Source organism: Aeromonas sp. SER (assembly GCF_038739615.1).
Lineage (GTDB): Bacteria > Pseudomonadota > Gammaproteobacteria > Enterobacterales > Aeromonadaceae > Aeromonas > Aeromonas jandaei.
On sequence record NZ_JBCGFC010000014.1, the window covers coordinates 1 to 12,685 of the forward strand.

The 12,685-nt window shown below is 59.2% G+C and carries 10 protein-coding genes and 1 tRNA gene; 6 read left to right on the forward strand and 5 right to left on the reverse strand.

The window, feature by feature from the left end:
* The first annotated feature begins 9 nt into the window (after positions 1 to 9).
* The 4 genes from AAHA41_RS18040 to AAHA41_RS18055 all read left to right on the forward strand — a co-directional run bounded on the left by AAHA41_RS18040 (position 10) and on the right by AAHA41_RS18055 (position 5,045).
* Positions 10 to 86, forward strand: a tRNA-Asp gene (locus tag AAHA41_RS18040).
* Between the two features lie 108 nt (positions 87 to 194).
* Complete coding sequence (locus AAHA41_RS18045; protein ID WP_323070629.1) at positions 195 to 1,157, forward strand: IS1595 family transposase; 963 nt, start codon at positions 195 to 197, stop codon at positions 1,155 to 1,157.
* A gap of 277 nt (positions 1,158 to 1,434) precedes the next feature.
* Complete coding sequence (tmaR, locus tag AAHA41_RS18050; RefSeq protein WP_033115541.1) at positions 1,435 to 1,752, forward strand: PTS system regulator TmaR; 318 nt, start codon at positions 1,435 to 1,437, stop codon at positions 1,750 to 1,752.
* A gap of 209 nt (positions 1,753 to 1,961) precedes the next feature.
* Positions 1,962 to 5,045, forward strand: coding sequence for a transglycosylase domain-containing protein (locus AAHA41_RS18055; RefSeq protein WP_323070628.1), 3,084 nt, complete (start codon positions 1,962 to 1,964; stop codon positions 5,043 to 5,045).
* An 80-nt stretch (positions 5,046 to 5,125) separates the two neighbouring features.
* Here the strand turns inward: AAHA41_RS18055 and yidA are convergent, their stop codons facing one another.
* The 4 genes from yidA to AAHA41_RS18075 all read right to left on the reverse strand — a co-directional run bounded on the left by yidA (position 5,126) and on the right by AAHA41_RS18075 (position 10,437).
* Positions 5,126 to 5,935: a sugar-phosphatase gene (gene yidA, locus AAHA41_RS18060; protein WP_124243203.1), complete on the reverse strand. Its 810-nt coding sequence runs from the start codon at positions 5,933 to 5,935 to the stop codon at positions 5,126 to 5,128.
* Between the two features lie 114 nt (positions 5,936 to 6,049).
* Entirely contained in the window at positions 6,050 to 7,717 is a 1,668-nt protein-coding gene (locus AAHA41_RS18065) for a FapA family protein (protein WP_323070627.1), read from the reverse strand.
* A 257-nt stretch (positions 7,718 to 7,974) separates the two neighbouring features.
* On the reverse strand, positions 7,975 to 9,138 hold the full coding sequence (locus AAHA41_RS18070; RefSeq protein ID WP_323070626.1) for a molybdopterin-binding protein: 1,164 nt from the start codon (positions 9,136 to 9,138) through the stop codon (positions 7,975 to 7,977).
* Between the two features lie 54 nt (positions 9,139 to 9,192).
* The gene (locus AAHA41_RS18075; protein WP_185430764.1) at positions 9,193 to 10,437 is read right to left on the reverse strand and encodes a DUF3391 domain-containing protein; all 1,245 of its coding nucleotides are present in this window, start codon (positions 10,435 to 10,437) and stop codon (positions 9,193 to 9,195) included.
* Between the two features lie 144 nt (positions 10,438 to 10,581).
* On the opposite strand from AAHA41_RS18075, the gene metA reads away from it, so the two are divergent.
* A complete protein-coding gene (gene metA / locus AAHA41_RS18080) occupies positions 10,582 to 11,529 on the forward strand; it encodes a homoserine O-succinyltransferase (RefSeq protein WP_041209306.1) in 948 nt (315 codons plus the stop codon).
* A 1-nt stretch (position 11,530) separates the two neighbouring features.
* On the opposite strand, the gene AAHA41_RS18085 is transcribed toward metA, so the two are convergent.
* Positions 11,531 to 12,049 carry a tyrosine-protein phosphatase gene (locus AAHA41_RS18085; protein ID WP_208737160.1) on the reverse strand — a complete coding sequence of 173 codons (519 nt, stop codon included), beginning with the start codon at positions 12,047 to 12,049 and terminating at the stop codon, positions 11,531 to 11,533.
* Positions 12,050 to 12,192: 143 nt separating this feature from the next.
* Between AAHA41_RS18085 and AAHA41_RS18090 the strand changes: the two genes are divergently transcribed.
* Complete coding sequence (locus AAHA41_RS18090) at positions 12,193 to 12,663, forward strand: Lrp/AsnC family transcriptional regulator (RefSeq protein WP_033115549.1); 471 nt, start codon at positions 12,193 to 12,195, stop codon at positions 12,661 to 12,663.
* Positions 12,664 to 12,685: the final 22 nt, after the last annotated feature.

A 12,685-nucleotide genomic window follows, 5' to 3' on the forward strand; every position in this document is an offset into this window, starting at 1 on the left:
GCCGAATGCGGAGCGGTAGTTCAGTCGGTTAGAATACCGGCCTGTCACGCCGGGGGTCGCGGGTTCGAGTCCCGTCCGCTCCGCCACTAAATAGAAGGCCTTCCCGATTGGGAAGGCCTTTTTGCTAGGCGCTGTCCCAATTACGTGTTGAAAGGCTAATCTTGAAGTAGGCCATCACCTTGAGGGCTACCATCATGGATACCCCAGCCTTTCAACACCTGTTATCCCTCTTTCCCCAGTTAACCCTGCGCCAGCGCCGTGTTGCTCAACAGGAGCTCACCGCACCCCATGCTATTACCTCTCTCAATGCACAGTTACCGGCATGCCGCGGGTGCCCTCATTGTCACGCCGATGCCGCCCAGCTGGCCCCTTGGGGATGGAGTCGTGGACTACGTCGCTACCGTTGCAAACAGTGTCTGCGCACCAGCTCGGTGCTCACCAAGACGCCTCTGGCTCGGTTGCGTAAAGCCCAGTGCTGGGAAGACTACGCGCAAGCCCTCATCGAAGGGCTGACCGTCCGCCAGGCAGCGATGCGTTGCGGGGTCAGCAAAAACACCGCGTTCCTCTGGCGGCACCGTTTCTTGCGCGCGATGGCCACTCATCAAGCCACTCGTGAAGAAGGCATCGTTGAGGTGGATGAGACCTTCTTCCTCGAGTCATTCAAGGGGCAGCGGGGATTGCCACGTCCGCCGCGGCATCGTGGTGGTAAGGGACGAACCCGGGGAACCGGACAGGATTATATACCGGTGATGGTGGTACAAGACCGGGCAGGCCACCATGCAGATTTTCAGTTGGAAGAGATGAATGCCGAGGCAGTCATCGCGGTTTTGAAGCCCCTTGTCTCTAGGGATGCGGTGCTGTGTAGCGATGACGCGGGCGTGTATGCCAGCTTCAGCAAAGTACAGGGCGTGACGCATCAAGTGGTACGCAATCGTCAGGGTGAGCGAGTAGCCGGCGCGTATCACATTCAGCATGTGAACGGGTATCACCATCGGTTGAAAGAGTGGATGGTACGTTTCCATGGTGTGGCGACGCACTACCTAAAGAACTACCTGGGTTGGCGCAGGATGCTGGAGCGTTACGGGAGGGGAGTGAATATCAAAGCGTGTTTGCATGAGGCACTGGGGTACCCCATGCAACACGTAATTGGGACATAGCCTTTTGCTATGGGCGATTTGCCCGTTGGCCACAGCGTTGCACGCCTGAATAGACATCAAAGCCCGGTCTGATGACAGGGCTTTTTCGTATGGAAATCCACCCGGCTTGTTTATTTTTACTGGTCTGCTTTTGGCTTGTGGTGCGCGATTAGGGTTGTATCTCGCTTATAACTCGGTAGAGTAAGGGCATCTTGAGTTTGCCTCTCCTGCCGGTGTTTGAGCGGGAGTCAGGTGTAACTTGGCCAGTTTTTATCAACCTTAAGCTAGTGGTATCGATATGGAACAAGTAAACAAGTCCACCTTCAGCGATGTACTGGAATATGTGCGTATGTCCCGTCGCCAGAACAAACTCAAGCGTGAAATTGCGGATAACGAGAAGAAGATCCGTGACAACCAGAAGCGTGTACTGCTGCTCGATAACCTGAGCGACTATATCAAGCCGGGTATGAGCATTGATGAAGTGCAGGCCATCATCGCCAACATGCGTACCGACTATGAAGAGCGTGTAGATGACCACATCATCAAGAACGCCGAGCTCTCCAAAGAGCGTAAAGAGCTGAGCACCAAGCTGAAAAGCATGAGCTCCCACAAATAATGCTTCGCTTACCTTGTTAAACAACACCGGCCATTGGCCGGTGTTTTGTTATCAGCTCTGATCTCTGCCACTCCTGCAACAATCGGCTCCCCTTTTTAGAGTTGCCCTGTTACCATCAATGCAAAGCGGTCAATAGTTTCAAGCCATTGACTTGAAACGACTAAGCTTGATTGAAACACAATAAATTGCGCAACCATGGTGGGGCTTTTATGGGCGCATCAGAACAGACGGATTTGACACAAGTGGCATCTCAAGATTCATCTGTCCAGACCATGGACGGGAACCCCAAGCGCAAGCGTCGTTCCTGGTGGCGCTGGCTGTTTTGTTTCCTCTTCCTCGTGTGTCTTGGGGCTGTGATCACTCTGGTTGGTTACGAGATGAAAACCTCGAAGCTGCAATCTCAGGAGATCTCGCGCTATGCCGCCAAGCTTACCTATCAGGTGGAGCCTGGTCAGAGCAAGCAGATCGCTTTCCCTGAAGATGGCCCGTTCGACAAGCGACTTGGCTACGTACAACTGCCAATGATGCAGGAGCGGCTGCTGCAGCGAGGCTATCAGGTCAGCAAGCAGGTGCATTTCTCCGATGCGCTCTACGACTACGCCAAGCGTGGCTTCTTTGTCCCCTATACCGAGAAGGTACAGGCCGGGCTGTCGCTCTATGATTGCCGCGCCGAACCTTTCTACCAGTTCCGGTATCCGACCCATCACTATCCGGATTTTGCCTCGATCCCACCGCTCATCATCCAGTCGCTGCTCTTTATCGAGAACCGCGACCTGCTGAGCAATGAGGAGCCGTTGGCCAACCCGGCTGTGGATTGGCCACGCTTTGCCAAAGCGGCTGTTTCTCAGGTCGGCAAAGCACTGGATATGCAGGATCAATCTGCTGGCGGCAGTACCCTGGCAACCCAGGTGGAGAAGTATCGTCACTCTCCTGACGGCTTGACCATGTCCCCCACCGAGAAGATCCGCCAGATGGCATCTGCCAGTGTGCGAGCCTACCGACTTGGGCCAGAGACGCTGGAAGCGCGCAAACTGGTGGCTTGGGCCTATCTCAACTCGGTGCCCCTCTCGGCTGCTCCCGGCTACGGCGAGGTGCACGGGTTGGGTGATGGCTTATGGGTCTGGTTTGGCGCCAATGTCGAGGATGTAAACCGTCTGCTGGATCCTGCTCGCAACCAGAACGCCTCGCTGGCGGAGCAGGGCCTGGCGCTGCGTCAGGTGGTGTCTCTGATGATCGCCCACCGCCGTCCCTCCTACTATCTGGCTCAGGGGCGGAGTGCGCTGGCAACGCTGACCGACAGCTATCTGCGCCTGTTTGTACAGGAGGGGATGATTACGCCTCCGCTGATGGAAGCCGCCCTCAAGGCCAAGGTGACTTTCCGCGACTTTTTGCAATCTCCGGCGGTGACCAAGGTCAATAACAGCAAGGGGTTGCAGGTGGCGCGTACTCGTCTTAGCCGACAGCTCGGGGTGCAGCTTTACGATCTCGACCGGATGGATCTTACTGCCGAGACCAGCCTCAATATGCCGCTGCAGAACGAGATTTCTCACTATCTGCAACAGCTGGCTGACCCCACTTTTGCGGCACAGGTCGGCCTGTTTGGTGAGCGCCTGCTTTCGCCAGAGAAGACCGGTGACGTGCGCTACAGCTTCACCCTGTTCGAGAAGTCGCCGGAAGGGTTCAAGGTGCGGGTGCAGACCGACAACACCGATCAGCCGTTCGACATCAACGAAGGATCCAAGCTCGAGCTGGGCTCCACTGCCAAGCTGCGGGTGCTGACCACCTATCTGGAGATAGTGGCCGAGCTGCATGACAACTATGCCGACATGCCGGCAGCGAGCCTGCGCAAGCTGGCCGATGCCTCTCAGGATAATCTCAGCCGTTGGGCCATCTCCTATCTGATGACCGCGAAGGACAAGAGCCTGCCCCCGATGCTGGAAGCCGCGCTGGATCGCCAATACTCCGCAAGCCCCAGCGAAGGCTTTTTTACCGGTGGCGGTATGCACACCTTCAACAACTTCCGCAAAGAGGATAACGGCCGCATCCCGGCGATTCGCGATGCGCTGCGCGAGTCTATCAACCTGCCGTTTGTCCGCCTGCTGCGTGACATTGTGCGTTACAGCCTCTACAAGGAGGGGAACCGCGCCCAGCTGCTCAAGGATGACAAGGATCCCCGTCGTCAGGAGTATCTGGCCAAGTTTGCCGACAAGGAGGGTCAGACCTATCTGCTGCGCTTCTGGCGCAAGTATCACGGCAAGAGTGCCGATGAGCAGCTCGATACCTTCCTGGATGGGTTGAAGCCGAGTGCGGTGCGTTTGGCGGCGGTTCACCGCTATCTGATGCCAGATGCTGACCTGGCGACCTTCTCAGCCTTTCTTGCCAAGCGTCTGCCGAATGAGAAGCTGAGTGCAAAACGGGTCGAGCAGCTCTATGTCAGTTACGGCCCCGGCAAGTATTCACTGCCGGATCAGGGCTACATCGCGCGGGTGCACCCGCTGGAGCTGTGGCTGCTCTCCTACCTCAAGGAGTTCGACAAGGCGACTTTTGCCGATGCGGTTGCGGCAAGCCGTGACGAGCGCCAGGAGGTTTACAGCTGGTTGTTCAAGACCCGTCACCGCAGTGCCCGTGACAGCCGCATCCGCACCATGCTGGAGGTTGAGGCCTTCCTCGATATCCATCAGCGCTGGGCGCGGCTGGGCTATCCATTCGACCATCTGGTGCCGTCGCTGGCGACTGCATTGGGCAGCTCGGGCGATCGTCCGGCAGCCTTGGCCGAGTTGATGGGGATTATCCAGAACGGCGGGATCCGGGTACCGACGCTGCGCATCGAGCATCTCTCGTTTGCCAGAGGTACGCCTTTCGAGACCGAGTTCGATCCGACTCATACCGAAGGGACACGCGTCTTGCCGGCCGAGGTGGCGACAGCGCTGCGCAATGCACTCTCCAAGGTTGTCGAAGGGGGGACGGCGAAACGGATTGCCGGTGCCTTTACCATGCCGGACGGCACCGTGCTGGCAATGGGCGGCAAGACGGGGACCGGTGACAACCGGATCGAGACGGTAGGGCGTTATGGCAATGTGACCAGCTCGCAGGCTCGCAACCGTACCGCGACCTTCGTCTTCTATCTGGGGGATGATCACTTCGGCACACTGACGGCTTACGTGCCGGGCAGCCAATCCGACAAGTTCCGGTTCACCTCGGCGTTGCCGGTGCAGGTGCTCAAGGGGATGGCGCCGCTGCTGATCCCCTATCTGCAACCGGGTTCCCATACCCAGTGTCTGGCCACTCAGTGAGTAGCAGACAGAGATAAAAACGGGGAGGCTGTGAAGCCTCCCCGTTTTTTATTATTGAATACAGAGCTCTCGCTGACTCGTCAGGCGTTCAGAATGAACTGTTCAATCACCTGAGCCACGCCATCTTCATCGTTGCGAGCCGTTGTGTGCTGGGCCAACGCCTTGATCTCATCGGTGGCGTTACCCATGGCGACACCCAGTCCTGCGTATTCGATCATATGGTGGTCATTGCCGGCATCCCCGACGCAGATCACCTGATCGGCGGTCAGACCAAGGTGATCGGCCAGTGCGGCAACCCCTGTCCCCTTGTTGCTCTGCTTGTTCATGAATTCGAGGAAGAAGGGGGCGCTCTGCACCACTGTGTAGCGCTCATAGAGCTCTGCGGGCAGGCGCTCGATGGCGCGGGCGAGCTGAGGCGGTTCGTCGATCATCATCACCTTCATGATCTGCTCGTCGGCCGGCAGGGTGGCGAAGTCGATCAGATTGATGGGCATGCCGATAAGACGGGATTCATGCTCGGTGTAACGGCTGACGCGCGGGCTGATAAGCCCCTTGGTGACAGAAAAACCGTGGACGTTCACTTCCAGCTCGTCGGCCAGTTTGGCGACGGCGCTGGCATCGCTGCCGGTCAGCAGCTGGCTGCGGATGATGCGCTGATCGGCAACCTGCTGTACCAGAGCTCCGTTGTAGCAGATGACATAGTCATGCTCCCCGGTGAGGCCGAGCTCGACCAGATAACGACTCATCCCCTCCAGCGGCCGGCCAGAGGCCAGTACCACGGTGACACCTTTGGCACGAGCCGCCGTGATGGCGGCGTGGGTGCGGGGAGTAATCTGGCCTTGCGGGTTGAGCAGGGTGCCATCCATATCCAATGCGATCAGCTTGTACATCATTCACTACCTGAGTCTGGGCGGCCCGCCCAATGGGGCCTGGGAAGTGGCGAGTGTAGCGAAAATCGGCGGCCGGATCACGGTCACTACTGATATGAATAGGGGCAGCTTAGCCTATTTATGCGCCTCATAGGGGATCATCTGAAGTTGATCCTCCCGGATGCAGAAGTGGATGGGGCCGTGTTCGATATCGACCCGGTTGTGGTGATGGGCCATCTCTACCTCGACACCGGGGAAGAGATGCTGGGTGGCGATGATGTCCATCTCTGCCATCAGCTTCTGCAGCTCTTCGTGGTTGGCCGCAAGTTGCTCTTCCAGCTGGAGGAGCTCCTGCTGATGGCGCTCGCGGATTGGTTTGAGCTTGCGCAGGGTATCGGGATTGCGTTTTTCAGTGGGGAGTTGCACCAGCCGCATTACCAACTCCTTGATCTTGTCGAGCTGCTCCTGACAGAGCTGTTGCTGTTGTTTGAGCTGATGCTCCTGCTCCTTGTGAGTAAAGTAGCCGCCAAGGATCTGCAGCTTGGTCTGGTTACCGGCCGATGCGCCCAGCACTGGAGAGATGATGAGCCGGTTGGCGATGGCGAGTCCTCCCAAGAGGTTGCCTTTACGCATTCCGCCGTCACCCACCTTGATGTCCTGCCCACTGCGGCTGTAGCAGTGGCTGAGCTGGGTCTGGATCTGGATATCGCCGCCTGCCTCCAGCTGGGCATACTGGGCATAGCTGGCGTGGATCTCCCCCTGCGCGTTGAGTTGGCAGAGGTACTCGCCCTGTTCATTACGTCGGCCTATGATGCCGTGACGCACCGTGATGGTGCCCCCCGCTTCAATCCAGCCCCCTTCGATAAAGCCACCGATGACGATGTCACCGCTGACCGAGATCTTCATACCCGGATTGACATCATCATTGACGATGAGTCCCCCCTCAAAGGTGATGTGACCGTGGCGGGCATCCACCCGCTTGACGCTCAGCACCTCATCCACCTTCATTCCCGCCTTCTCCTGACAGGGGAGACCGGCGCGGCTTGCAATCAGCAGATCCGGGTCATCTGGCGAGAAAAAGGTGCCCTCTCCGGCGCTCATGGGGCTGTCCTTGCCATGCTTGGCAGGGAGCTCCTGACCGGTCACGGTGAAGCCGGGGACGCCCTGAGTGGCCGGGTGACGGCGCATCAGCTGGGCGCCTGCCTTGACGGTGACGATGGAGCCGAGATCCCTCAGATCGACCCGGCCATGATCCAGCTCCTGAGGTTTGAGAATACGTTCAGCCGGGGTCTCCACCAGCCGCTCGTAGCGGGTGTCCTGACCGTTGACGGCGGCCTGGCCGCGTGCGATGACCAGTTTCAGCATGCTGCCGGGGGCCGCCTCCTTGGCGGAGAGGATGGCGGTAGCAAGCAGAGCCTCGCTGACCCCCTGCTTCACCTCGCTGATGGAGATCGCCTCTTGCAACTGTTCGAGGGTCAGGTACTTGCCACCCCAGTCGGCGGTGATCTGGGCGCTGGCACTCATCCGGTCTTTCTCGACCACAATCAGCACCTTGGCATCGTGTCGCTTGGCGATGGGGATGGGAGTCGTTGGAACAGAGGCGGCAGGGTTGCCTTGCAGCATGTTGAGCAGGGTGATCGACTGTTTGATCCCCTCCGTCAGGGGTTGGTAGCGGCGGCAGTTGGAAGCGAGCAGCAGGGTCTGCACATCCTGTTCGGTGACAGGTTTGGTGAGACCCGGCGCGATGCGCAGGCAGACCTGATCCATGTCACTTGATAGCAGCAGCCACTCTTTGCTTAACACCGGCTCTCCTTGCTGGGTGGGAGAGGGAAGTGCCCCTCTACTGTCATTAAATCTCTCAATGATGGATAAAGCGAATCACTGAGCCGAAGAGTGTGCAGTATTTGGATATTTCTGCTGGAAGGTCAATGGATTGAGTGCAAATGGGTGACGGGATCGTAAGAAATGACAGTGCTGATTGGAGATGACCCGGCCCAATGCCGGATCATGGAAACGAGCCTGTGCGGCGCAGAAGATTCAGGATTGGTTTTCAGCGTAGGTCAGTCGCCGAGCCGGGCTGTTCTGGTCAGGGTGAGGTAATCGGCCAGTACCTGCAATCCCAGCAGATGGCGGCGCAGCATGTCGAGGGCGGCGAAGGCGAGGATCTTGCGGCGGCTCTCGGGATCCGGGTGGCTGACCTTGAGGGTCTGACCAAACGGTTGTCCATCGGCACAGAGCAGCAGTGGTACGCCGTCCGGGCCAGCCTGACCTATGGTCAGACTCACTCCATGGGGAGTACCCGTCAGCTGGGCAAGCTCGCAGCTCAAGGCGCTGCTAAAGCTGGCCTCCAGCGCAGCGTGTTCATGGCACATTGTCAGCAAGGCCCCCCGGCTCTCACATTCATACAGAGTGAGTGGCTTCTCTCCCTGCAGAGTGAGGATCTGCTGCGCCGGTTCGAACTCCCCTCTGCCGACCAGCCAGGGCTCGATGGTGGCGAGCAGTCGCGCTTCGGCTGCATCCATGTCTGCCGTGCTGGCACCATGGCCGATCAGTTTCAGCTCGATGAGCGGCATGGCGGATCGGTAACCGAGTTCGATGCCGCTGGGCCAGGGGGCCGAATCCAGCATATCGCTGAGGGCTGATTCCGAGATGCCGAAGGTGTAGAAGCGGCGCAGCTCGGTATCGGTCCGGGCGCCGGCCAGCACCTTGAGGCGCGGCATGATCTGCTCGCGCACCATCTGTTTGAATTCGAAGGGGACGCCCGGGGTGAAGAAGAGCCGGCTCAGGCCGTGGCTGGCCGGGTGAGTAACCACAAAGCCACAGGCGGTACCGACCGGATTGTCGAGGATCTCGCAATCCTGCGGCAGCCAGGCCTGCTTGGCATTGCTGGTGGGCATGGTTCGGCCGCGGCTGGCGTAACGCGCTTCAATGGTGGCGAGCCAGTCCGGAAACAGGGTGAGCGGCTGGCCGAAAGCCTCGGCCGCCGCCTGAGCGGTGAGATCGTCGGCAGTGGGGCCGAGCCCGCCACACACCAGCACCACCTCGGCACGGCTGGCGCTCTCCTGCAGCACGTTTTTCAGGTCGACGAGGTTGTCCCCCACCGTCAGGCGGCGGCGCACCTGCCACCCCTGTTCCAGCAGCAGAGCGCTGAGCCAGGCGGCATTGGTATCCACCACCAGTCCCGTCACTATCTCGTCTCCGGTGCTGATGATCTCGATACGCATGGCGGGCTCCTTGTGCTGAAACGGGGAAAAGAGAGGGCTACTGGCCTGCGGGGATCAGGGCTTGTTGTGCTCGAAGTAGTAACTGATCCGGGTACGCGGGTTGAGGTACTCGAACACCGCAGGTGGCAACCGCTTGGGATGGATCACCTTGGCGATGGAGAGCTCGGCCTGCTGCAGGTCGATGATGGCTGCTTCCTGACGCGGGATACGCGGATCGTACACCAGCACCGAGGGGTAGAGCAGGCGGGATGCGTTGACCGACATCACCAGCCCTACCTGACCGTTGGAGAGCTGCACCACGCTGCCGGGCGGGTAGATCCCCATCAGCCGGATCAGCATGCTGAGGTACTCCGGATTGAACTGGGCCTTGCGCTGCTTGTAGAGGCCGCTCAGGGCCGAGTAGGGCACCTTGGCCTGCATGTGGCAGAGGTTATCGTACTCGTTGATGAGGGAGACCATCTGGGTGAGCGGATCGAGCTGCCCCTTCTTGAGCCCCTCCGGGCCGCTGCCATCCAGATATTCGTGGTGGTGCAGCACTATGCCCTTCGCTTCGGCCGGAAAATCCTTGGCCAGATTGAGCAGGTCCAGCCCGTAGCGCGGGTGCTGGGCCATCAGGTTCTGCTCCGGCTTGGTCAGCGGCTCGGTCTTGCGCAGGATCTGGCTCGGGATCTTCAATTTACCGATGTCGTGGAACAGGGCCCCCATGCCGACCTGGCGGATCTCGTCGGCAGTCATGCAGCACTCCTTAGCCAGCAGCATGCTGAGCACGCTCACATTGAGGGAGTGGAAGTAGAGGTTGTTGCCATCCTCGCCGTCAGAGACCAGATGGAGCACCATCTCGTCTACCGAGAGCAGCTGCTCGGTCATTGCGTTGACCAGCTCCTGCGCCTCGCCGATGGCATTGAGGGGGCGTGACTGGATCTTGCTCATCACGCTGCGCACCTGCGCCAGCGACTGCTGGAACTGCTTTTCGCACTGCTGCAGATTGCGGCGATAGAGCTGCAATTGCTCGATGCGGCGATCCTTCTCCTGCTGCATCTGGGCCTGACGCTGGGCTGCATCGGCGTTTTCCGATGGCGGGGTGACGGCATGTGCCTGCTCGAGAGGCTTGGGTGGTACATCGCTCTTGTCGGGAATGATGGTCACCAGTTTGAGGCCCAGGCGACGGATCAGTTCGATCTCTTCTTCATTCTTGATTTTGAAGCTGGAAAACAGGAACGGGTGTTCGCGCCACCCCAGTGGCAGGGATACATAGTTGCCGACTTGCAGTCGATCTACGGAAATCTTGATACCGGTCATTATCTTGGATGCAGGGGAGATACTGAGCCGTATGCTAGTCAAAGGCGAGGGTGAATACAAAAGGTATCTGATGACAGGGTGAACGCTTTATTATAGGCTTCTGGATGTCCAGACATATTTACCGATGCAGTACAGGGAGTAAGCATGCCGATCAAGATCCCGGACCAGTTACCCGCCGCCGAAGTGCTGGGGCAGGAGAACATCTTCGTGATGACGGAATCACGGGCCGTCACCCAGAACATCCGCCCACTGCGGGTGTTGATCCTCAATTTGATGCCCAAGAAGATTGAGACCGAGATCCAGCTGATGCGGATGCTCTCCAACTCGCCGCTGCAGGTTGATGTGGATCTGCTGCGCATCGACGATCGGGAGTCGAAGAACACGCCGCAGGCGCATCTGGAGAACTTCTATCACGACTTCGAGCAGGTGCGTGGCAACAACTACGACGGCATGATCATCACCGGGGCTCCGCTCGGGCTGGTGGAGTTCGAGGAGGTGGTTTACTGGCCGCGCATCGTCGAGATCATCGAGTGGTCCCATCAGCATGTGACCTCCACCCTGTTCCTCTGCTGGGCAGTGCAGGCGGCGCTGAAAGCCCTATATGGCATGGAGAAGCAGACCCGGGGCGAGAAGCTTTCCGGTGTCTATCACCACCACCGTCTCGACGAGCACGAGCCGCTGTTGCGCGGTTTCGACGATGAGTTTGTCGCGCCTCACTCCCGCTATGCTGCGTTCGATGGCGACCTGATCCGTGCTCACACCGATCTGCAGATTTTCGCGGAATCAGCAGAGGCGGGCGTCTATCTGGCGGCCACCAAGGATTGTCGTCAGGTGTTCGTCACCGGTCACCCGGAATACGATGCGCTGACCCTAGATGGCGAATACCAGCGGGATCTGGCGGCCGGGCTCGACCCCATCATCCCGGTCAACTACTACCCGAACAACGACCCGAGCCAGACCCCGCGCGCAAGCTGGCGCAGCCACGGCCATCTGCTGTTCTCCAACTGGCTCAACTACTACGTCTATCAGCTCACCAGTTACAGGGTGGAAGATATCGGCAAGGTCTTTACCTACGACCAGAGCGGCAAGTAGTTCAGGCGTTGTTCTCCAGCCGCTCGGCCTGCTGCTGCAGCCAGTGGCGGTGGGTATCCAGAGTGAATGCCTTGGGTCTGTGCGCCTTGACGGTGGCCATTGCCTCGTCAAGGGGCCGGCCAAGGGAGATCAGCAGAAGGGCGGCCAGCAGTCCGGTGCGACCGCTTCCCCCCTTGCAGTGGATGACCAGATGCTTGCCATCTTGCAGCAGCTCGGTCAGCCGGGGCAGAAGTTGCAGCCAGCTCTGCTCGAAACGGGAGTCGGGGGCCTGATCATCTTCGATGGGAAGGTGGAACCAGCGCATTCCCTCCCGTTCGACCTGCACGCCAAGGTGGGCGAGGTCGAAGCGGGCCAGTTCGGCGTCAGTCATCAGGGTGATGACGGCGTGGGCACCGGCCAGTCGCAGCTGGTCGAGGGCGAGAGTCAGCGGCACCTGCTGGGTGCCCGGACAGGGGGTCAGCAGCAGCTGACCATCGACGCGGGGAAGCTCCAGGCTCCAGAAGGGATGAAACGGGTGCATGGCGGATCCTCGTGTGGCGGCCGGTTTACCGAGCCCGGCGAATGGCGCCAAGCATAGGCAGGGCGGGGGGGATGTCAATGGCCGTTGTGTTTGGCCCGGTTTACGGGCAGAGTCTAAAAAATTGAGCGGTTAGAGGAGTGAAGATGAGAAATCTGGATCAACTGGATTTGGATATCCTGGCCCATCTGTTTCGGGATGCAGGCATGACCAACAAGGATCTGGCCGCGCTGGTGGGGGTTGCTCCCTCCACCTGTCTGGAACGGGTACGCAAGCTGCAACAGGACGGGGTGCTCAAGGGGGCGCACTGCGAGGTCGATTATCAGGCCCTCGGTGGTCACATTCAGGCCATGGTCTCCCTGCAACTGGCCCGCCATAGCCGCCAGATCATCGATGATTTTCGCGATGCCATTCTGGTGTTGCCCGAGGTGATCAGCCTGTTCCACATGGGGGGCAAGGATGATTTCCTGGTGCACCTCTGCGTGGCCGATACCGAACACCTGCGCAACTTTGTCTTCGATCACTTCACCTCCCGCGAAGAGGTGGTGCATCTCGAGACCTCGCTGGTGTTCGAGCACAGGTTCAGCCGCTCGCTGCCCTGTTTCCCCCAGCCATAACGCCAGTGTGAAAAAACCGCCT